Genomic DNA, 20,416 nt, shown 5'->3' with positions numbered 1-20,416 from the left:
TTTATCGATAGGCACTGGCATAGACCGCGGCACGCCGAGAAAGGTCTACGGGCTGACCTGTAGATTAATCCACTGGCGTCGAGTGTGCATGATCCGTGTCAGGGCTTCTCGCCTTTGAACTGGCGCAGGCTGATGTCGGCCAGGCAGGTGCCGAGTTCGCCCAGGTGATCAATCACCGAGTGCACACCCAACCCGTACAGGGCGACGGTGGCCTTGCCGCGCTTATGCTCGCGTTCCTGTTCGCTCAGCGCCTGCCATTGCTCCGGCGCCATGCCGCACAGCGAGCCGCAGGAGGCCAGGCCGATGGTCCACAACCCGGCGTTGAGCCCGGATTGCAGCAAGCGCGGTTCGCCGCTGACCAAGACGCAGCCTTCCAGGCGTTCGATGTTCAACTGCATCAAGGCTTGCCAGCAGGCGTGGGGCGCAGGCCAGCGAATGGAGGAGGGTGGTGTCGCCTTGACCCACGCAGGCAGCGTGGCGGCCAGCGGGGTGGTGACGGCGGGAGGCAGTTCATCCAGCCAGGCGCACGGGACGCCTTGTTCCTTGAGACTGCGCAGGATGTTCAGGGCGCCGGGCGTAGCCTGGGATTCAAGGGAGGGCGAGTCGGTGCGAGCACGGGAACCGAAGTCCACCAGGCAGCCACTCAAACCAAACAGGACGGCAGTCAAGGTGGGCGCGCTGGCGATGGCTATCTCGGCGTGAGGCATGTCGACATCCCTGAAATAGCACCAACGCTATCGAGCCAGGATGACAAGTCGATGACAGGATTGTGAATTGTAGGAAATTTGTCCATTTTTGTTGTGACATTTCCTAGTTACTGCCTAATTGCCAACTTCCGTCATATACTGACGGCCTTATTCAGGGCATAGCGCCCATGACAGACCATTCAAGGAGCAAAAGCTATGCGCTGGAGCCACTACTTCGCTCAGCTGTCGGTGTGTGCCACTGTCTTGTTGGCGCCTTTCGCCGCACAGGCTGCATCGGAAGATGATCCATGGGAAAGCGTCAACCGCCCGATCTTCACCTTTAACGACACCGTAGATACCTATGCCCTCAAGCCATTGGCCCAAGGCTATCAGTTCGTGACGCCGCAGTTCGTACAGGATGGCATTCACAACTTCTTTCGCAACATCGGCGACGTAGGCAACCTGGCCAACAACGTGCTGCAGCTCAAGCCGCATAATGCCGGTGTCGACACCGCGCGTTTGCTGGTCAACACCACCTTCGGTGTGCTGGGCTTTATCGATGTCGGCACCAAAATGGGGCTGCAACGCAGCGATGAAGACTTCGGCCAGACCCTCGGTTACTGGGGCGTCGGCAGCGGTCCTTACGTGATGTTGCCCCTGCTCGGCCCAAGCACCTTGCGTGATGCGCCGTCCAAATACGTGGACAGCTACACCCAACCGTACCGCTACATGAACGATATCGGCTGGCGCAACAGCACTTTCGGCCTGAATATCGTCGACACCCGTGCCAGCCTGCTCGACAGCGAGAAGCTGATCACCGGTGACAAGTACACCTTCATCCGTAACGCCTACCTGCAGAACCGTGAGTTCAAAGTCAAGGACGGCAAGGTCGTCGACGACTTTTAAGTCGTGACGTTTTGAAATGAAAAAGGCGACCTCAGCGGTCGCCTTTTTTGTGCGCGGTTTTCAGCGCATTTTCAGGATCTTGAGGCCCAGGTGCTGGTCTTCGCCCGTGGCCCTGGCCCATACCACCTCGGTATCGGCCTCCAGGCCTTTTAGCGCGGCGTGCTCTGAATCGATGCGCACGGTCAGCAGGTCGCCTACGTTGAACTGGCGAGGCGCCTGCACCTGCATGCCGGAACTGGAAAGGTCCACGCAAACCCCGGCAATCTCTTGCCCTGCATGGATCAGGGACACGTCTGCATCCACACGCATGCGGATGAAATCGCGTTTTTCGGCGTAGTCGCGCTCGTGTTCGCTCATGGGCTTCATCCTTACTTTGTGTTGTGGTCGTGCCTGTTCTTATAACTCCCGGTGATTTGCGGTGTAAAGACGCCCGGCGACCATCGGCATGAGCTTGAAACCCCTGACGGATGGGAGTACCGTCTGCGCCTTAGAAGGGCACCTCTGCTTTACCGTTGTGCATGGGCGAAATCCCAATGCTTTGTAGGACAGAGAGGCTAGAAAGCGAATCCAGTACGTGAGCCCGGCCATTGTCGCGCCACCTACGCCAACCTAATTCTGGCGCCGTTTGCCCACATGCAAAAAACCAGTGCCACGCTGCTGATAATCGATGACGACGAAGTAGTGCGCGCGAGCCTCGCGGCCTATTTGGAAGACAGTGGCTTCAGCGTCCTGCAGGCCAGCAATGGCCAACAGGGTCTCCAGGTATTCGAGCGCGACCAGCCCGACCTTGTGATCTGCGACCTGCGCATGCCCCAGATGGGCGGCCTGGAGCTGATTCGCCAGGTGACTGAGCTCGCCCCGCAGACGCCGGTGATTGTGGTGTCGGGCGCCGGGGTGATGAACGATGCTGTCGAAGCCTTGCGCCTGGGCGCCGCCGACTACCTGATCAAGCCCCTGGAAGACCTGGCGGTACTGGAGCACTCGGTGCGCCGTGCCCTGGATCGTGCACGCCTGCTGGTGGAGAACCAGCGCTACCGCGAAAAGCTCGAAACCGCCAACCGCGAACTCGAAGCGAGCCTCAACCTGCTCCAGGAGGACCAGAATGCCGGTCGCCAGGTGCAGATGAACATGCTGCCGGTCAGCCCCTGGACCATCGACGACTTCCAGTTTGCCCACCAGATCATCCCGTCGTTGTACCTGTCGGGTGATTTTGTCGATTACTTCCGTGTGGATGAGCGACGTGTGGCGTTCTACCTGGCCGACGTTTCCGGCCACGGTGCTTCCTCTGCTTTTGTCACCGTGTTGTTGAAATTCATGACCACGCGGTTGCTGTTCGAATCCAAGCGCAATGGCACCTTGCCGGAGTTCACCCCCTCCGAGGTGCTGGGCCACATCAACCGGGGCCTGATCAGCTGCAAGCTGGGCAAGCACGTGACGATGGTCGGCGGCGTGATTGATGAAGAAACCGGTCTTTTGACCTACAGCATCGGGGGTCACCTGCCGATGCCGGTTTTATACACTCCCGACAGTGTGCGTTATCTGGAAGGCCGTGGTCTGCCGGTTGGCTTGTTCAATGAAGCCACCTACGAAGACCACATCCTGGAGCTGCCGCCGACGTTCAGCCTCACGCTGATGTCAGACGGCATCCTGGACCTTCTTCCAGAGCCTACACTCAAAGAGAAAGAAGCCGCCTTGCCCCAAAAGGTCAAGTCGGCGGGCGGCAGCCTGGATGGCCTGCGGCAGGTTTTTGGATTGGCCACGCTAGGGGAGATGCCGGATGATATCGCCCTATTGGTGTTGAGCAGGAATCTTTGATGAGTACCGGAAGAATCCAATTCGCCGAGCAAGACGGGACCTTCGTCCTGAAATTTGTCGGTGAAGTGCGCCTGACCTTGTGTTCGGCGCTGGATGCGACGATTGAGCGGATCTTCACAGCGTTGAATTTCTCGGCGATCGTGATCGATCTGACCGAAACCCGCAGCATCGATAGCACCACCCTTGGCTTGCTGGCCAAGTTGTCCATTCTGTCTCGACAGAAGGTCGGCCTGTTGCCGACTGTGGTCACCACCCACGAAGACATCACCCGTCTGTTGCAGTCCATGGGCTTCGACCAGGTGTTCAACATCGTTGATCGCCCGATTCCGTGCCCGGAGTGCCTGACCGACCTGCCGTCCCAGGACCAGTCCGAGGAAGTGGTGCGGGTCAAGGTGTTGGAAGCGCACAAGATCCTGATGGGGTTGAACGAGTCCAATCGCGAAGCGTTCCATGACCTGGTGAATGCGCTGGAGCGGCATTGATCTAGACGAATTCGAAGCATGAAAAAAGGGCGGTCCCCGTGAGGGTGACCGCCCTTTTGCCGTGGCTGCTTTAAAGTTTGGCGGACAACAGCGCTTCGAGCTTTTCCTGGTCCCGAGCAAACTGACGGATACCCTCGGCCAGCTTCTCTGTTGCCATCGCGTCCTCGTTGGACTCCCAGCGGAACTGCGCTTCAGTCAAATGCACACGGGCTTCACCGGCATGGCCTGGCGACAGCTTGCGCTCCAGCTTGCCTTCGTCAGCCGCCAGCTTCTCCAGCAGGTCCGGGCTGATGGTCAGGCGATCACACCCGGACAGCTCCTCGATCTGACTGAGGTTGCGGAAGCTCGCGCCCATCACCACGGTCTTGTAGCCATTGGCTTTGTAGTAGTTGTAGATGCGCGTCACCGACTGCACGCCCGGATCATCCGAACCGGTGTAGTCGTTGCCATTGGCCTTTTTGTACCAATCGTAGATACGGCCCACGAACGGCGAGATCAGGAACACACCGGCCTCTGCGCAGGCCACGGCCTGGGCGAAGGAGAACAACAGAGTCAGGTTGGTCTGGATGCCTTCTTTTTCCAGCTGCTCGGCGGCGCGGATGCCTTCCCAGGTGGAAGCGATCTTGATCAGCACGCGGTCGCGGCCAACGCCGGCTTTGTCATACAGGTCGATCAGACGGTGTGCGCGCTTGAGAATAGCGGCTTCGTCAAACGACAGGCGGGCATCCACCTCAGTGGAAATACGCCCAGGTACCACTTTGAGGATCTCTTGACCCACTGCCACCGCAAAGCGGTCGCTGGCCAGGCCCACGTCACCGTTGCAGTCTTGCACGGCCTCATCCAGCAGCTTGGCATACGCAGGGATCGACGCAGCCTTGAGCAGCAGGGAAGGGTTGGTGGTGGCGTCTTGCGGCTTGAGCTTGGCGAGGGTGGAAAAATCGCCAGTATCGGCAACGACAGTGGTGAATTGCTTGAGTTGTTCCAGCTTGGAAGTCATGGGCGTGCTCTGTCCTATGGGTCTGATGACATTACCCGAGCGCCGGCAGGCGCTCAAGGGCGCAAATGCGTTCGATCGTTTGCGAGGGCAACAACCTGAAAACAGCCGTTTGAATGGCAGGTCTGGCTGTTAAATAGGAGGGCAAAACGGTCAGCAGGTTCAACCTGATCAACGCCCTTCCAGTAACGCGCCCGCCTGATCCAGCAAGGCCAACGGATCGCTCGCCTTATGAATATCCACCGACAGCAACTGTCTGAACTTCCTCGCCCCCGGAAAACCCGTGCCCAACCCCAGCACATGCCGGGTAATGTGGTGCATCGTCCCGCCCCCGGCCAAATGTTCGGCAATGTAAGGCCGCAACTGCGCCAGCGCCTCGGCTCGACTGATCACCGCCTGCGTGCTGCCAAACAATTGCTGATCCACCTCCGCCAGCAAATACGGATTGTGATAAGCCTCGCGCCCCAGCATGACCCCGTCAAACGTTTGCAAATGCTCATGACACTGCTCCAGCGTCTTGATTCCGCCGTTGAGAATAATCTCCAGCTCAGGGAAATCCTGCTTCAACTGGGCCGCGACGTCGTAGCGCAGCGGCGGGATGTCCCGATTCTCCTTGGGCGACAGCCCCTCCAGAATCGCAATCCGCGCATGCACCGTAAAACTGGTGCAGCCCGCGTCCTTCACCGTCCCGACGAAATCACACAACTCGGCATAACTGTCCCGACCGTTGATCCCGATGCGATGCTTCACCGTCACCGGGATCGACACCGCATCGCGCATTGCCTTCACACAATCCGCCACCAGGACCGGGTGAGCCATCAGGATCGCGCCGATCATATTGTTCTGCACTCTGTCGCTGGGGCAGCCGACGTTCAGGTTCACCTCGTCGTAGCCGGCCGCCTGCGCCATGCGCGCGCAGGCGGCCAGATCGGCGGGAACGCTGCCGCCCAATTGCAGTGCTAGAGGGTGTTCAGCTTCGTTGTGGCGCAGGAAGCGTTCGTGGTCACCGTGGAGGATGGCGCCGGTGGTGACCATTTCGGTGTAGAGCAGGGCGTGTTTGGAGAGCAGGCGTAGGAAGAACCGGCAGTGGCGGTCCGTCCAATCCATCATAGGTGCAACGCTAAAGCGCCGAGACAGTGCGGGGCTTGATTCTGCTGGGCTAAAGCTCTGTTTATCTAGCATTTTACTCAACGTGTTCTTGACCGGTTTTAGGGCGTTTTCAGGCGTTTTTGAAGGCTCGGTGGTACGATGTACCACCTCAAAACTGACGCGTACCACTTTCGAAATGGCGACTATCAGGGCAAGAAAACTGGCGGACGGGACTGTGAGCTACACGGCTCAAATCCGCATCAAACGCGACGGAGTGCAAGTCTACCAAGAGAGCCAGACGTTCGCCCGGAAACAGGCCGCCCAGGCGTGGACGCGCAAGCGCGAATCGGAGCTGGACCAGCCTGGTGCGATCGAGCGGGCCAGCAGGAAGGGCGTCACCGTCAAAGACATGATCGACCAGTACCTGTTGGAAGTTGGAAAGGCCCGGCCATTGGGCAAAACCAAGAAGGCCACACTTGAAGCCATCGGCAAGATGGACATCGGCCAATTGAACGATACCGACGTCACAACTCAATGCCTGGTCGACTTCGCGCTCTTTCGGATGAGCGGTGAGGGTGGTGGGGTCCAACCGCAAACCGCCGGCAACGACCTGGCGCACCTCGGCGCCGTCCTCGCCATCGCCAAAGACGCCTGGGGCTACCAGGTCGATCCGCTCGCCATGGCCGGCGCTCGCCGCGTGCTGCGTAAACTGGGCTACAACCTCAAAAGTCGGGAGCGTGACCGCCGTCCTACCTTGGACGAGCTGGCAAAGGTGCTGACGCACTACCAAGCCATGCAGGCGCGGCGCCCGAGTGTCATCAACATGCTCAAGGTCGTCGGCTTTGCCCTGTTCTCCACCCGCCGGCTGGATGAAATTACCCGCATCCGCTGGGCCGACCTCGACGAGCCAGGCCAGCGGGTGCTGGTGCGCGACATGAAAAACCCCGGCCAGAAGATCGGCAACGACGTGTGGTGCTACTTGCCGGACGAGGCGTGGCAGATCCTCCAGACCATGCCGAAGGCGGGCGAGGACATCTTCTTCTACAGCCCTGAATCCATCTCCACGTCCTGGGCCAAAGCCTGCAAATTCCTGGAAATTGCGGATCTGCACTTCCACGACCTTCGTCATGAAGGCGTCAGCCGCCTGTTTGAAATGGATTGGGACATCCCACGCGTGGCGAGCGTGTCCGGCCACCGGGATTGGAATTCGATGCGGCGCTACACCCACCTGCGTGGCAAGGGTGACCGTTATGTGGGTTGGGAATGGCACGAAAAGATACTGAGGGCGCCCGTCCAGCTGGGCGCCGCATCAGAGAAGTGGCTCAAACGGCGTGTTTTATCCCGTTGAGCTGGTTGTGTTCCTTCACAGCGGCCGCTCGCTGCAAATCGAGGTAGGCAGCGAAGTCGGAGAGGTGGATGCCCTTGGCCGACTTCTGGCTAACCTCCAGGCGGGTAATGGGCAGCTTGATCTGACCGCTCATCACCTTGCGCTGGAACATCTCCGGCGTCAGGTGCGTGAAGTAATCACGGCACACCAGCTCCAGCGGGATGATGACCTGGCCGTCGTATTGGGCCATCAAGATAAAGGCTGTATTCATGGTGGCTCCCTCACATCCGAAACGATTGATGAATAAAAGCCGGCTGCGCTTTGTGTTCTGCGGGTTTCGCGTCATTGCTCTGGGTCTCGCAAACGAACCGATGTCTCTTTCGGTTGGGCGCAGTCAGGGCCTCGGTAAGGCCTGGCACGACGGCGGTGCATTTCTCATAGGCGAGAGGGCCATTCCAGCTATCAGCCTTCACCACTTGGCAATCCGTTCGGGTTGCATCTGCGCAGAGGTAAAGCAGAAGGAATACCGTCATACGCTAACCTCCCATGAGCATGCGCGTCAGCGCATTGGGCTGGCCGTCCGGTGTCAGCTTGGCGAGTGGTTGGGTGACAGTGCGACCGTTTGTGGCGTGTAGGGTGGCAACGTTGCCGTCGATCCCTACGATCACGCCCGTACGTGCGCTGAGTCGGTACTCCCGACCACCACCGCTCATTTCGACGTAGCTGACCTTGTCACCGACAGCCAGCGGGGTTGTGGTAGCCTTTGCGGTGCCGCCTTTGGGTTGATTCACTTGCATGGTGCTTCTCCTTTGGGTGGTCGGTGTCGAGGGGTTGCAGCCCCTCGGCACCACCTTCTTATTGGCTTTCGCCAGTTGGGTTTTGCTTGCGCACCAGGTGCACAAGCACGTTTTCAAGCGCGGCGACCTCTTCAGTTTCTGACTGCCACAGCAGGACCGCGTCGATCTGCTCTCGGTTGCACTCCAAGACCAAAATTTCAAAATCGGTTGCTGCGCGAACTTCCAGAATCTTGATCAGGCCGGCAGGGTCGTAGGCTTCGGCGTGAACGATTTTCCCGGACTCGTTAAACCAGGCCTTCAGCTCTTTGAGGTGCCGGAGGCGGTTGGTTTCGCCTTGTTGGCCGTCGCCGGTGATGACTTGTACGTGCATGGTGCTTCTCCTTTGGGTGGCAGGCGTTGCAGCGCCTGACGGGGTTGGTTGTCGATTTCGTCAGGCGTTGAAGTGCCAGCACTTCACGATCGGCTGTTTGGTGATGACGGCGTTGCTGTTCTTGGCCTGGTGAGCCCGTACCGCGCTATCCGTAGCTTTGTTGGTGTCGATCAGCTTGCGCGAACGTGAGTCTTTAAGGCGCTCGCGCAGCTCGCTGACGTCGGCAATCTTCTGGCGATGCTCGGCCGCGCACTTCACGAAGTCGTTGAGGTTGATCGCGATGATGTTGTCTTTCTTGCTGTGGTTGACCACGGGACCGTCGGCGTCGAGGCCTTCCAGGTATTCGTACACTTCCCAGAATTCAGCCACCACCGGATGGTCGGAGCTGATCGAGGACTGGCGCTCGATCGCCATACGGATGATCTGCGTGCGGGTGTGGCTGATCTGCGGTTCCGTGAGCGGCACCACCATGCGCAGGCAGTCGAGCAGGGCAAGCAGTTGGGCGTGGTTCTTGTTGATCCGCTCAACCCGGATGTATCCGCGCAGCTTGTTGCCGCAGTGCTGACAATCGGCTTGCTCGTCCTGAAACGGTGTCTCACAGGCAAAGCAATGCGAATGCAGGTTGCGCAACATCGCCTCGTAGCCAGGGACGCGCTGCGCGAACATCTCCAGCACTTCCAGCTCTTTTCGAACGGCCTGTAATACAAAGTTGCTGAGCGTCGAGCCTTCCAGGGCATTGAGCCGGTCTGCCGCAGCTCGGCTCTCTGGCGTCACGTTCGGGCGCACAAAGTGCAGTTTCACAATTCGGGTCATGATTGCTTCAGACGCCACCACAGGGGCGTTCTGGCTGATGGCAATCGTGCCGCGAAACGGTGGTTCGTAGGTCTCGTTACCGGCGGTTTTGACGCCCTTAGTCGCGAGTGTGCCGCCGCCGTAGTAGTCCTTGAGTTCGTCCCATTCGAAGGTCTTGGCGTGGGCCTTGTCATCACCGGTGCGGTCCGACTCCAGCAACACGATGGGCATGCCCGATACCTGCCCCATCAGGCGGCTACGGCCGGCCTTGGTGGACTTGGATGGGTCGAACCCTTCGTAACCGTCCCGACCTGCCAGTTTCCAAAGCAGGGTAAGCAAGGTGGTTTTGCCGGCGCCGGCTTCGCCCGTGGCTTCAAGGAACGGAAACGACTGGTACCGGCTGCGGATCTGTTCGGCAAACAGTGAGCCAAACCAGAATGTCAGCGCGACGATCCCCTGGGCGCCAAAGCATTGCCATAGCAGGCCGAGCCACTGTTGATCATAGGTTTTACCGTCTTTCTCCAGATCAATCTTCACGCCCTTTTGCAGGGTCTTGAGCTTGAGTTTGCCCATCTCAAAAAACTCCTCCTCGTTAATGTGGATCACCTGGCCTTCGCGGACGGCTACGTCGTTGAACACGTAGCAGTGGTACTCCTTGCTGTAGCCCACGTAGTCGATGGTTTGAACGGTCTTGATGCCGAAAAGCTGGTCTTTCATGATTTTGTCCAACTGTTGCCCACTGCCGGTGAACACGGCCCCGGCACCCATGCCGAGTAGTCGTTTTTTGAATTCGCTGGCGGCAGCGACCTGGCCACCGGTGAAGGTGTTTTTCACTGAGCCTCCGTCGTGGGGGAAGTCGACGCGGAAGAAGTACCAGGACTCGTCGGTAATCTCGTTGCGCTGGAAATAGAGGGCTTTGGGATAGCAGTTGGCGATTTCGACGACGCAGCCGGCCACGTTCAGCGCCTTCTCCCGCAACTGCTTTTCGTTCAGTACCTGGGCCTCCTGGTCGTCGCTTTTCTCCAATGCCTGCTTGGCGCTGTTGTATTTCGCAAGGTCCAACTTCCACCAGTACAGGCGGGAGTCGAAGCAGAAGTGAAACTCCTCGCGCTCGCGCCACTGGTACATGAGCAACGCCTTGTCACTGGCACTATCTGCGATCAGCAGGGCGCCCAGGTGACGGGCCTCCTTCAGGTCTTTTTCAATGCGATCAGCACGGGACTTTTCGTCGTCGATAAATGCCCAGCGCTGGTGCAAATCGTTCCAGTCAACCTTGCGTGCATCCGGCTGCGTTACCTGGGCGGCTTCGCAGGTAAAGCCAAGTTCACGGGCCCGTTTCACCCAGGTACGGGTGTATTTGTGAGCGCCTGGCTCATTGTCCAAGGCCCAAACTAACTTGGGCGTTTTGCCGGCGCGAGCGGTAATGAGGGACTTCAGCGATTCTTCTGGAAAGGCGTTTGACGAAAGGGCGGCGACGGCGGAGATACCGTTTTGAATGAGTGCGATGGCGTCGAAAATGCCTTCAACGATCCACAGTTCGTCCACCTCCAACAGGTCCAAGCACGGTGGGCACCACCAATGCCCCCTGTAACTCTTGAGGGGCTGGAAGCGGGCTTTCTTCTTGCCGAAGCGGGAGGGCTGATCAATCAAGCGCTCCCAGTACCCGCCATGCTCTAGGGGAAAGCGGACGGTGGCAGAGCCGATATTCAGGTCGCGATCAAAGTAGCTTTCCTGGGTGTACCAACCGTCAATCAGTTCTACACGGAAGCCCCGTGCAAACGTTAGATACGCTTTGGCACTGGCCGTAGGCTCGTCACGGGTGGCCGGTGCTCGCTTGCTCCAGTCGTCAAATAAGTCCGGGTACAGCTCTTTTGTCGGAGCCATGTACCGGCATTTTTCCTCGCGGCCACAGCGTATGAACCACGGTTCATCGTGGCGCGAGAACAGGCGTTTCTGGTTGCACTGCGGGCAGGTGCCCTTGCGCATGTAATGCGTGCCGGACATGTGCTGAAGGCCGTAATCGGACTCCAGACGCTGAAGTACGTCAGCCCGGATCTGATCTTCCATTGGCTTACGTATCACTGCGGACGCTCCGCAGTAGGCACAACGAGCTGTTTTTTCAGCTCGCTGCGCGTCTTGCAGATGCCAGCCAGGTAGGGCAAGTCTTCAAGCACCCTTGGCGCCCGTTGGCCGCTCGGCACGTTCCGGTAGCGGTCGGAGTACCAAATATCAGCCATGGTGACTTCGTACTGACTGGTCAACCACAGCAGGTAATGCTGCGCCTGCTGTTTGTCCAGCTCCAGTTTTATGGTGATTTTGCTCATTTCGGCCACCAGTAAGTTGCAAATTTCCCCTACCCACGCGGTGCGGGCATCCATCAGGGATTGATTTCGGGTTAGTGCGTGAGGTTGCGGGTCAGTAGCAGGCGTGTCGGAAGCAAGCGCGCTGAAACGGGGTGTCGCTGTTGGGTGCAGTTGTCGAGCAGCCAGATGACCGGTCGAAACGGGCCGCTATTCGGGTGGACGCCAAGCCAGGCAACGCGCTTGCAGGTCATGCTTTCGAATTCGGCGACGGCCAGTTCAGCGATGCGTTGAACCAGGTGCTGAGGGACTTCAAGCGACAGCGTCAGGTAGCGGGTGCAGTTCTCCAGCAACTGCGTGTCTCCGGCCAAATGCTGGCAACGATGGCGGTAGAGGTAGGCCACCGCCGCTTGTTGCATCGCGGCGCGGTAGTCACTGGCGGGGTTGGTAGTCAGGCTGATGGCGTTCATGCGGTTGTGGCCTCCAATTCCAGTTGGTCCAGCAGATCGGGCTGATTGTTGGCGGTTTTCATTGCCTGGCGACGAATGACCACATCTGCAACGGGCAGCTTTACAGCCGGGTTGGGCATGCCGCTGGGGCTCAGTTCGTGGGTCATCTGAAATTCAGCACGCACCGCCCAGCCGCACGCTTCGTTGGTGCATTGCATGTAGGTGATACGCAGGAAAATGTGCTGGCCTTCGCTGGTGCGGATACGCATACGGCCGTGGCAGTGGGGGCAGACCAGTTTGTAAGTACTCACTAGACAGCTCCCTGGCTGTACAACTGGATGGTCGCAAACACTTCGGCGTAGCGGGCGGACATGTAGGTGAGCAGGGCGGCTATGATCGCGTCGGCTTCACGCCTTTCGATGACCCCATCGTCCAGGGCGGCAGACATGATCTGGTCGACCTTGCCCCGCTGGGCAGAGGCCTTGAGCGAACGGCTGTACAACTCCACGTTGTCTAGGTTCTCCGGGACGCTCAGCGGAACGAACATGCCGCCATACATTGAGGCGATGTAGTCGGCCAGGAATGTGGTCCCGGCGACTTGCTCCAAACGGTGAATGTGTTCGTCAGTCAGCGGGCGGCTGCCGGCGTTCTGGTAGGCCTGGTTGTCGAACTTCTTCAGCGGCATGCCTAGGTCTGCCGAGGCATACGACCGACCGCCTGGGTAGGCGGCGATGACGGCCATTACGACGCTCTTTCTGCTGTCTAGAACTGGGCGTTTCATCTTCTGGTTTCCCCTTGGAGCCAGAGGCCCTAGTTTGTTATCACGCCGTCTTTGATCCCGAGCAGAACAGCTGCCCGATGCGCTTCACCCCGACGACCTTTCTTGCGGCCGTTGAGCAGGTCGCTGACCAGATTTCTGTTCAACTCATGTTTGCGGCAGAACTCGGCAATGCTTACGCCCTTGCGGTCAAGAGCCGCGCGGGCTTGCTCGGGTGTAAGGGGGGCGGGCATAGTGTTCATGTGTGTTCGTTCGTGTTGGTGTGGAGTCATTCTTGAACATAAAAATGTTCAAGTCAATAAGGGTTGATCAAAAAAATGTACATTTCTGATGGGGTGGGCGATCGCCTGAAAGAAGAGCGCGACCGTTTGGGCCTGAATCAGACCGATTTCGGTGCGCTGGGACGCGTCAGTCGAGGGACACAGAAAGCGTACGAACAGGGCACTAATTCGCCGGATTTGCGCTACCTGGCAGCTCTTGAGGGGGCAGGTGTGGATCTTCAGTACGTGCTGACAGGCGTGAAGGCCGTGCTGTCAAAAGATGGGATCGATAGCGCCGAATCTCGAATTCTTGAAAACTACCGCTCACTTTCCGAGGGCGATAAAGCATCGGTCCAGCGACTGACCAGCGCGTTGGCAGTCTCTTCAGTTACTTAAAATTTGTCTCGCTTTAGGCCGGTGGCAACCACTCGGCCTTAGCTCCTATGGACTACACCGACTTACTTATCTGCCCACAGCGTTCGTCGCCTTTTATTGCATGGCCGGGGTGGTGGCACACCAATACATGCTGAGAATCGCTTGTTCGCCGGGCGTTTTCGACGGCACTACAGATGGTGTCGGGCGCCCGTTACGTGTTGCAAAGGGAGTAGAACATGTTGGTGAACAGCGATGCAGCGACCAATCAAACCGCAAGCGGTGAAGACCAGCGTTTGACACACATTGAACTGAACCTGGTGAAGGTGTTCCGGCAGTTGAGCGAAGAACACCAGAAAGACATGCTGCGGTTTATTGATGCGCTCTTGAACGCCCAGTAGGAGGAGAAGCCCGGTTAGCCGGGCTTTTAGAGAGTTGAGACTCTCTTCTTGAACGTTATTTGTTTATTGCGGGGTCGATATCTGGGATGTTGTCGTCGTTAGTTGCTGCAGGATTTATTGTTGGCTTGTCTGTAGACTTAGATTCAACGTGAGTTGTATACTCAAAATCTTTCCCCAGCTCTTTTGATAGATGGCTTTTCAATACTTCAACTTTGAATTTTAGCTGTTCTTGATAAATGACTTCAGTAGGTAGGTTTAGGTTTTTTGCTGAAGAATGAGTGGCTTCACGTGCTAAGACGAGTAGTTTTGCAAGTGCTAGTCTGTCCCCGTGAATGGTGAATATTCTCTGAATGATTGATGATGTTAGACGCCAGCTATAATAAACCGCGAGTCCAAACACCGCAGCAAATGGTATGCGCAATATAAAAGCTGCTGCAACCTCGGATAGGGAATTATGGTCGTTTGTCAGGATTTTGCTTGCGCCTGCATATAGTTCGTAAACTGAAAATAAAATTGCTAAAAGTGGTAGTGTAACAATTAGTATGTAAATCGTTGCCTGGGATTTCCCCTCTTTTACATAGGGGCCGTACTCGTCAGATATTAAGTTTTTATCATTTGTAAGTTTGGTTAAGCTGCTTTTTAAATTGGAGATCTCCTCGTTTAGGCTTTTGGCTGTTTGCGTTAACTGGGTCAGATTGTTTGACTCTGTACTGTTTTTTTCAGAGGTTATAAGGGTGGAGAGTTGTAATTTTGTGAGCTTCTCTTGAGCTACAGCGTTTTTTGCCTTTAAGTCCTCTGACTCTTTTTTCAAGTTCGCTATTAGATCATTTGTTTCTGATACTAAATTGTTAAGCTCCTCTGAGGATTCAGTTAAGTTTGCAATTTCTATCTTTAAGTCTGATAGTTCTTTCTTTGTGCTGGTTTTGAAAGTGTCTATCCGTCCTCTCAAATCTATTATTGATGAGACGTCTTTAGAGTATTCTTGTAGTTGGATTAAGTCGCTGCCGTAGATTTTAATTTTGTTAAGTGTAGGTTTTCCGAATATGGTGTCGCTCGATATTTCAAACCATTCACAAAATACCCGCGCATGCGCATAGCAAAACTTTACGGGCGTGGTAGACATAAATAGTTTTACTGTGTGCGCTGGTTTACCAATAGGCTTGATTGTGACTGACAAGTTTGGAAGGATCTTATCCGGGGCGTCACCGTAGAAATAAATACAGTCGAGGAAGAATAGTTTGTCTGGTGTGAAACGTTTCGCTGAGCTAGTTATTTTAATTGGCTTAGAGGTGGCGCCGGACTCTGCCAAAAGTATCTGGCACTGGGCCGTGGTTTTCCATAGTGGATTTTCCAGGGTGTTTAGGGGGGGGATCGTGTCTACTATAGACGCCAATGCTGTATCTAAATCTTCAACTGATTCCATAGCCGTTACTGCTCCATTAGCTGGTTAAGAGCAACAATATCAGAATGATGGCGATATGAGATCCCCATAACCGGGTTGACTGTTGATATTTATTGATGCGGTAAGGTGATCGGTTCGAAAATCTGGCCCTAGCCGTGGGTTTGGCAGCCATGGGTAGGCGAGAGGTATCTGATGATGCATGGTTTTTTCAGAGCTACTGGTGTGAGTTTCGTCTGTCTAACATTCTCTGTGGGAGCTTTTTCGGCACCTTGTAGCGAGATCATTGAAGCCCTTCAACAGGAACGCCATCTGTCTCAGGTCAAGCAAACTGAAGGCAAACAAACCACCGAATACCGTGACGGCCCAAACATCATACTGTCACTCAGCTGCGCCGTGGGCGCTCCCAACATTGCTGTCACCTGGGATGGCCCAGCCCCGGATCAGGCGTTCTATGACCTGGTCGGCCGTACCGGCAGCCTGGTATCAAAACGCACCGCAGCCGACGTCGTGAAGGCGTCCAAGCAATGCCGGCAACAGGCACTGAAAGACGAAAGCGAAATTGCCACTGTCGAGCAAAAAGGCTTGGCCATCGAATGCCAAGCCTTTGCCCGCGACGGTGGTGGCACGATCATTACTGTGTTTGCTGAGTAACCTTCCTAGACCTGGGCCCCGCCATCGGCAGGGCCTCCCGCTTCGGCTTTCGCCGCCTGTAACCGCTTCCACTCTCGATCTACTGCGCGCTTTGCGGTGTTCTTGTTGGCGTACAGCCAAAGCAGGCGCTGAGGCTTAGCCTGGTCACCAGCGGTCATGGTTTTCTCTTTCCCGGTGTTGTCATCGCGGTAGTACGCGATGATCCCCGTGTAATCGCCCTTGTTCTCTTCCGCCAGATGCTCAACGTTATCCTCCGGCAGCTTGCTCTCCAGCTCCAGGCTCACTGTGTATCCGCCGTCTGCGCTCAGGCTGTGCTGCACATTCCCGCCGTACCAAATGATCTCGTCGATTTCTTCCTTCACGCCCTGGAGCGTGTACGTCAGCTCGGGGATCAGGTCCGGCCGGCCCATCGCCAGGTTGTAGCTGAGCGTGGCGCTGCCGCGTTGCATGCGCCGGAATTCCGCCCGCGCGGCACGCAGGGCTGACTGTTGGTCGCTGTACGTGTGGCGCAGATCTTTGAGGTTGTCGCCGCCGCCGGCAATGGCCTCCTGTTTCTTGGCGCTGTTCACGTCGTAGTAATAGGCGCGCACTCCGTCGTAGCTGTCGCGGTCGGCTTGCAGGTAGCGGTGTTGGTCGCCGTCCTCGCGGGTGAGGACGATGTGGGGCAGGTCCATGCCGCTGGCGGTCTTGCCGCCGCCCGCCGGTAGGCATAACAAGCAGCCAGCTTTGACGCTGGCCACCGCGTCGAATTCTTCACCCAGTCGGCTGATCAGGTTAGCGTCGGACTCGTTTGCCTGGTCGAGCTGCAGGATAGGCAACCCGTCGAGTGCACCGGCGATGGTGGCGGTCAGGCCGTTGCCGATGGCGATATCGCCCAGGACGTCGCCGAGGGTGGTGTTGCTCCAGCTGCGTTCGCGTTTGGTTTTGAGGCCCTTGCGCAGGTCTGCGGATCGAGCGCGGATGCTGAGCACGTCTGGCGCGCCGCTGTGTTCGGTTTCGTCGACGGTGTAGGTACCTTTGTCCACCAGGCCGGTGTCGCTCCAGCCCAACCACAACCGCAGCACCGCGCCCTTGGGCGGGATGGTCAGCAGGCCGTCGTGGTCGCTGAGGGTGATGCTGAGCTGGTCGGCCTCCACGCCGCGGTTGTCGGTCAGCTCCAGGCTCATCAGCCGCGGGCTGATCAACTGGGCGATGTCCAGGCCGTCGACGGTGAGCCGGAACGCTGGCACCGGGTAAGCTGCGTCGCGGACGTAACGTTCGGCGGTGTTGCGCAGGTAGCCGGTAACCTTGGATATGACGGACTCGATCACAGCAGGCCTCGCAGGATGTTGACGCCGATGCTGGTACCGGCGCCGAGCAGGTCGATGAGGTCATCGTCGGTGCGTTTCAGGCTCAGGGTGAATTCAATGCGCCGTGGGGTGCCGTCGCTGAAAAAAATGGTCTTGGTCTCGCTCAGGCTATCGATAACCCACAGCCCGTAGATCCGCCCGGTGCCCTCGACCATGGGCCAGGCCTTGCCGGTGTTCGCCATCAGGCGTATGGCGTCGAGGCTGAGGGCGCTGCCGGCCAGTTCGGGGAAGATAATGCCGGGGAGGGTGATGGCGTCATCGCCACGCCCCACAAACTGCCTTGCGGGAGCTGCACCGATCCGGCTGTTGCTGGCGTGGCGCCAGTCGGTTTGGCGCTGTAGTTCCTGGTAGGCGGCGGTTCTGAGGCTGAAAACGAACATGCCGAGGGCCATCATCATGGTGGTTATTCCAGGTCCGAGAGTTTGCTGCGCTGGCGCGCTTTCTTTTCGTTTTCGATGCGGGCGAGGATGGCGCGCAGGCTCTTTTCCAGGCTTCGCATGTCTGTTCCAGACCCCGCCGCGACTTCGATTTGATACACGTCGTGGCTGTCGTAAACGACTGTCGGCGCCGCGCTACTGATCGGCGGCTTGGTGTCGACGGCAAACGCCGGCATGGCAGTGGCGCCCAGGGCAAGCGTGCCGGCGGCTGTCATCTGCTTGGTCATGCTGGTCAGGGCGTCCAGCGGGCCTTTTTGTCCAACTTCCAGGCCCTGCGTCAGGCCCGCCATGGTGAAGCCGCCCAGCTCGGCAAACACACGCGACGGGCTGTGGATACCGAGCTTTTCCTTGAACCAGCCAATGCTGGAGTCGCCGATCGAGCTGATGGCATTTTTGACCGCGCCGAGCCCAGCCGTCAGCCCGTTGACCAGGCCGTTGACGATCATGCCGCCGAACTCAGTGAACCGACTGGGCAGCTCAATGCCCAGGTAGCTCAGCACTCCGGCAAAGGCCTGGTACAGCAGGCCGAGCGGGCTGAAGTTGACCAGGGTGGTGATGATGCCGCCTATCCCACCATCAAAACCGGCCTTGATCTCCGTCCAGGCGTTGGCGAAGTAGTTCTTCACCGCATCCCAGTTTTTGTAGATCAGGTATGCGCCGCCGGCAAGCGCCGCGACGACGGCAGCGATAATCAAGACTATTGGGTTTGCCGCCAGGCCCCATAGCGCCACACCTACGGTGCGCAGGGCGGTCAAGAGTGCACCGCCCATTGTCGTGGCGACCATTCGAACGCCCTGGGCAAACATGGGGAACACGTTGCGGGCCAGGCCAGACAGTGTGGGGAACAGCCTGCCGAGCATCTTGGTGATGCCGCCGCCCTGAAGGCCGAACATGGTCATGCCGTAGCGCAACACTGCGAATGGGCCGAGAATGCTTGCCATGGTCAACGCCAGGCCACCGAACACGAAAGCCAGACCGGCGATCGCAGCCACGACCTTGACCAGGCCACCGGCCAACTTTGGATTCTCCCGCGCCCAGGTGCCGATGCTATTGGCGATTTCGCCCAACGTCTTGATCAGCTCTTTCAGGTCTGGCGCTACCGCTGCGCCGAACTCGGCCATGGCGTTGGTGAAGCTGCCTTCTGTAGCCTCCATCACGTTGGTCAGGGTGCCCAGCTGTTCATTGACGCGCGTACGCAAGTCGGCCTGGGATTGCAGCTGCTGTTGTACCTGCTGGTACCCGGCCAGCCCTTTGTTCATCATCACGTTGAGGGTTGTGATGGTCTCTGCGTCGTCCCCAAATAATTTGGCGATTACCGCTGTTCTATCGACTTGATTCAGATCTTTGATCTTGTCGATTTGGGCGTAGAGGTTCTCTACGCCTGAGAAATTTCCTTCGTCATTGGTAAAGCTGAAGCTGATTTTCTGCCCTTTGTCAGCGAGCATTTTGTTGATGCTGTCGATGTTGCTTTTCTTCAGCGACGCCTGAAAGATCTTCCGAAAAGCATTACCTGCCTTGCTTCCCTCGATACTGGCCTGATCCATCATGATGAGCAGTGGCGCCAGGCTCTTGGTTGCTTCAAGGCCTGATTTGTTGATGATGTCCATCACGGGGGAAATACTGCTGAATCCAGCGAGCATATTGGTGGGATCAACACCTGCGTTGAAACCGCGCTGGATGGTGTCCATCAGACTCATCATGTCTGTTTCGGTAGTGCGCGTCGCGTCCTGCATCTTGGCGGCAAATTCCGCCGCGTCGGTGGCCTCCAGCTTCAGCAATACCCCGAGATAGGCAGCGGCTTCGCCAGTCCCACCTAAGATATTTTTCGCGCTCAGACCCTGACGGCGCAGCATGGTCATCATGTTCTGGAAGTCGGCCGTGGTGCCTGGCAAAAGGTCGCCCAGTTTGGTGGCCTGCTCGGTGATCTTTTGGAAGTCCTCCGAGACCTTCCCGGTGTTATCCATCATCGACACTTTGAGCTGCGTGGCGGAGTCTTCATTGGGCGCAAAGGCTTTCACAGCGGCCACTACCGGCCGGCTCGCCGCGTAGCCAACACCCAACCCAGCCGCACCGTTCACGGCCATGTTGCCGGAAGCCCGCTGGGATTTCTCCATCTGACTACGCGCCACTGCCGCCCGTTTGTGCTGGGCACTCAGCTCGGCCATACGCTTGCCCTGCGAACTGATACTGGCGTTGGTGGCGTTGATTTGTTCGCGTAGCTGGCGTTCGTGGGTGCCCAGGTTCTTGGTGCTGATGCCGGCGTCGTAAAGCTTTGAACGCAGGCCCTGCAACTGCTCGTCTTGCTGTTGGTGCTGCTGCTTGAGCCGCTGAGCCTCGCGCACGGCTGACTGAAAGCTGCGAGTCATCGCCCTGGTCGGCGCACCCGTTGCGGCGAATTCCTGGCTTAGGGTTTTGACGCGGTCGCGGGCGGCGGTGAGGGCGGCACCGGTCTGCTCGGCGGCGGCGCGCTGCGTGCGCCAGGCGCTGATGTCTTTCTGCTGGCTGTTGAGTTCTTTGAGGCTGTCGCGCGCAGCCTTGAGGGCGCGGGCCGTCTCAAGGCTACCTTCGCTGATGTGCTTCAGCGGGCGCGTGGCCTTGTCGATGGTACTGAGCAGCACCTGTAGTCGCAGATCATTTGCCATCGGTCGAACTCCGCACCCTGGCGCGCTCGCGCCATTCCATCAGCTCTTGCAGGCCCAACTGATCCATGTCAGCTGGCGCCCAGTGAAAAACCACGGCCAGGTCGGCCATGGCGTCGT

The 20,416-nt window shown here is 57.8% G+C and carries 25 protein-coding genes; 7 read left to right on the top strand and 18 right to left on the bottom strand.

Features of this window, described 5'->3' with window-relative positions:
* Positions 1–98 precede the first annotated feature (98 nt).
* Positions 99–707: an HAD family phosphatase gene (locus ACP7BX_RS01795; protein WP_426131378.1), complete on the bottom strand. Its 609-nt coding sequence runs from the start codon at positions 705–707 to the stop codon at positions 99–101.
* Positions 708–902: 195 nt separating this feature from the next.
* On the opposite strand from ACP7BX_RS01795, the gene ACP7BX_RS01790 reads away from it, so the two are divergent.
* Positions 903–1,592 (top strand): MlaA family lipoprotein, encoded by a 690-nt coding sequence (locus ACP7BX_RS01790; protein WP_010212030.1) that lies wholly within the window; start codon positions 903–905, stop codon positions 1,590–1,592.
* 60 nt (positions 1,593–1,652) lie between these two features.
* Here the strand turns inward: ACP7BX_RS01790 and ACP7BX_RS01785 are convergent, their stop codons facing one another.
* Positions 1,653–1,949: a PilZ domain-containing protein gene (locus ACP7BX_RS01785; RefSeq protein ID WP_314533047.1), complete on the bottom strand. Its 297-nt coding sequence runs from the start codon at positions 1,947–1,949 to the stop codon at positions 1,653–1,655.
* Positions 1,950–2,225: 276 nt separating this feature from the next.
* Between ACP7BX_RS01785 and rssB the strand changes: the two genes are divergently transcribed.
* Complete coding sequence (gene rssB / locus ACP7BX_RS01780; protein WP_016975286.1) at positions 2,226–3,407, top strand: two-component system response regulator RssB; 1,182 nt, start codon at positions 2,226–2,228, stop codon at positions 3,405–3,407.
* Positions 3,407–3,889, top strand: a complete 483-nt coding sequence (gene rssC, locus ACP7BX_RS01775) for an anti-sigma factor antagonist RssC (protein WP_003172602.1) — start codon at positions 3,407–3,409, stop codon at positions 3,887–3,889. The genes rssB and rssC overlap by 1 nt, the downstream gene beginning before the upstream one ends.
* Positions 3,890–3,959: 70 nt before the next feature.
* Here rssC and tal read toward each other — a convergent pair whose 3' ends face one another.
* Both tal and dusA read right to left on the bottom strand, forming a co-directional pair.
* Positions 3,960–4,886: a transaldolase gene (gene tal, locus ACP7BX_RS01770; RefSeq protein ID WP_426131375.1), complete on the bottom strand. Its 927-nt coding sequence runs from the start codon at positions 4,884–4,886 to the stop codon at positions 3,960–3,962.
* A 168-nt stretch (positions 4,887–5,054) separates the two neighbouring features.
* Entirely contained in the window at positions 5,055–6,065 is a 1,011-nt protein-coding gene (gene dusA, locus ACP7BX_RS01765; protein ID WP_426131373.1) for a tRNA dihydrouridine(20/20a) synthase DusA, read from the bottom strand.
* Between the two features lie 103 nt (positions 6,066–6,168).
* Between dusA and ACP7BX_RS01760 the strand changes: the two genes are divergently transcribed.
* The gene (locus tag ACP7BX_RS01760; protein ID WP_426131371.1) at positions 6,169–7,320 is read left to right on the top strand and encodes a tyrosine-type recombinase/integrase; all 1,152 of its coding nucleotides are present in this window, start codon (positions 6,169–6,171) and stop codon (positions 7,318–7,320) included.
* Here the strand turns inward: ACP7BX_RS01760 and ACP7BX_RS01755 are convergent.
* The 9 genes from ACP7BX_RS01755 to ACP7BX_RS01715 all read right to left on the bottom strand — a co-directional run bounded on the left by ACP7BX_RS01755 (position 7,295) and on the right by ACP7BX_RS01715 (position 13,018).
* Positions 7,295–7,570 carry a pyocin activator PrtN family protein gene (locus ACP7BX_RS01755; RefSeq protein ID WP_122680173.1) on the bottom strand — a complete coding sequence of 92 codons (276 nt, stop codon included), beginning with the start codon at positions 7,568–7,570 and terminating at the stop codon, positions 7,295–7,297. The two genes, ACP7BX_RS01760 and ACP7BX_RS01755, sit on opposite strands and share 26 nt — an antisense overlap.
* A 265-nt stretch (positions 7,571–7,835) precedes the next feature.
* Entirely contained in the window at positions 7,836–8,096 is a 261-nt protein-coding gene (locus ACP7BX_RS01750; RefSeq protein ID WP_426131369.1) for a hypothetical protein, read from the bottom strand.
* Between the two features lie 58 nt (positions 8,097–8,154).
* Complete coding sequence (locus ACP7BX_RS01745; RefSeq protein ID WP_426131367.1) at positions 8,155–8,466, bottom strand: hypothetical protein; 312 nt, start codon at positions 8,464–8,466, stop codon at positions 8,155–8,157.
* A 60-nt stretch (positions 8,467–8,526) separates the two neighbouring features.
* Positions 8,527–11,325, bottom strand: coding sequence for a toprim domain-containing protein (locus ACP7BX_RS01740; protein WP_426131365.1), 2,799 nt, complete (start codon positions 11,323–11,325; stop codon positions 8,527–8,529).
* Positions 11,326–11,336: 11 nt separating this feature from the next.
* The gene (locus tag ACP7BX_RS01735) at positions 11,337–11,582 is read right to left on the bottom strand and encodes a hypothetical protein (RefSeq protein WP_426131363.1); all 246 of its coding nucleotides are present in this window, start codon (positions 11,580–11,582) and stop codon (positions 11,337–11,339) included.
* A 71-nt stretch (positions 11,583–11,653) separates the two neighbouring features.
* A complete protein-coding gene (locus ACP7BX_RS01730; protein WP_426131361.1) occupies positions 11,654–12,028 on the bottom strand; it encodes a hypothetical protein in 375 nt (124 codons plus the stop codon).
* Positions 12,025–12,318: an ogr/Delta-like zinc finger family protein gene (locus tag ACP7BX_RS01725; RefSeq protein ID WP_426131359.1), complete on the bottom strand. Its 294-nt coding sequence runs from the start codon at positions 12,316–12,318 to the stop codon at positions 12,025–12,027. Before ACP7BX_RS01725 ends, ACP7BX_RS01730 begins: the two co-directional genes overlap by 4 nt.
* Complete coding sequence (locus ACP7BX_RS01720; protein WP_426131357.1) at positions 12,318–12,788, bottom strand: YmfL family putative regulatory protein; 471 nt, start codon at positions 12,786–12,788, stop codon at positions 12,318–12,320. Before ACP7BX_RS01720 ends, ACP7BX_RS01725 begins: the two co-directional genes overlap by 1 nt.
* A gap of 29 nt (positions 12,789–12,817) precedes the next feature.
* Positions 12,818–13,018 carry a DNA-binding protein gene (locus tag ACP7BX_RS01715; RefSeq protein ID WP_426131413.1) on the bottom strand — a complete coding sequence of 67 codons (201 nt, stop codon included), beginning with the start codon at positions 13,016–13,018 and terminating at the stop codon, positions 12,818–12,820.
* Positions 13,019–13,102: 84 nt separating this feature from the next.
* On the opposite strand from ACP7BX_RS01715, the gene ACP7BX_RS01710 reads away from it, so the two are divergent.
* Positions 13,103–13,441 (top strand): helix-turn-helix domain-containing protein, encoded by a 339-nt coding sequence (locus tag ACP7BX_RS01710; protein WP_426197803.1) that lies wholly within the window; start codon positions 13,103–13,105, stop codon positions 13,439–13,441.
* A gap of 215 nt (positions 13,442–13,656) precedes the next feature.
* The gene (locus tag ACP7BX_RS01705; RefSeq protein ID WP_426131355.1) at positions 13,657–13,818 is read left to right on the top strand and encodes a hypothetical protein; all 162 of its coding nucleotides are present in this window, start codon (positions 13,657–13,659) and stop codon (positions 13,816–13,818) included.
* 55 nt (positions 13,819–13,873) lie between these two features.
* Here the strand turns inward: ACP7BX_RS01705 and ACP7BX_RS01700 are convergent, their stop codons facing one another.
* Positions 13,874–15,241 carry a coiled-coil domain-containing protein gene (locus ACP7BX_RS01700; RefSeq protein WP_426131353.1) on the bottom strand — a complete coding sequence of 456 codons (1,368 nt, stop codon included), beginning with the start codon at positions 15,239–15,241 and terminating at the stop codon, positions 13,874–13,876.
* A gap of 171 nt (positions 15,242–15,412) precedes the next feature.
* Here ACP7BX_RS01700 and ACP7BX_RS01695 point away from each other — a divergent pair, with 171 nt between their 5' ends.
* The gene (locus ACP7BX_RS01695) at positions 15,413–15,871 is read left to right on the top strand and encodes a hypothetical protein (RefSeq protein WP_426131351.1); all 459 of its coding nucleotides are present in this window, start codon (positions 15,413–15,415) and stop codon (positions 15,869–15,871) included.
* 5 nt (positions 15,872–15,876) lie between these two features.
* Here the strand turns inward: ACP7BX_RS01695 and ACP7BX_RS01690 are convergent, their stop codons facing one another.
* The 4 genes from ACP7BX_RS01690 to ACP7BX_RS01675 are packed head-to-tail and all read right to left on the bottom strand — an operon-like array spanning position 15,877 to position 20,408.
* Positions 15,877–17,181, bottom strand: coding sequence for a phage late control D family protein (locus ACP7BX_RS01690; RefSeq protein ID WP_426131349.1), 1,305 nt, complete (start codon positions 17,179–17,181; stop codon positions 15,877–15,879).
* On the bottom strand, positions 17,178–17,618 hold the full coding sequence (locus ACP7BX_RS01685) for a phage tail protein (protein ID WP_426131346.1): 441 nt from the start codon (positions 17,616–17,618) through the stop codon (positions 17,178–17,180). Before ACP7BX_RS01685 ends, ACP7BX_RS01690 begins: the two co-directional genes overlap by 4 nt.
* 5 nt (positions 17,619–17,623) lie before the next feature.
* A complete protein-coding gene (locus ACP7BX_RS01680) occupies positions 17,624–20,299 on the bottom strand; it encodes a phage tail tape measure protein (RefSeq protein WP_426131344.1) in 2,676 nt (891 codons plus the stop codon).
* Complete coding sequence (locus tag ACP7BX_RS01675) at positions 20,289–20,408, bottom strand: GpE family phage tail protein (RefSeq protein ID WP_078049802.1); 120 nt, start codon at positions 20,406–20,408, stop codon at positions 20,289–20,291. Before ACP7BX_RS01675 ends, ACP7BX_RS01680 begins: the two co-directional genes overlap by 11 nt.
* Between the last annotated feature and the right edge of the window lie 8 nt (positions 20,409–20,416).

The sequence above is a fragment of the Pseudomonas sp. DWP3-1-3b3 genome, from assembly GCF_049896305.1.
GTDB classification, from domain to species: Bacteria; Pseudomonadota; Gammaproteobacteria; order Pseudomonadales; family Pseudomonadaceae; genus Aquipseudomonas; species Aquipseudomonas azotoformans_A.
Note: the sequence above shows the minus strand (reverse complement) of the source record. Positions and strands in the feature narration are given on the sequence as shown.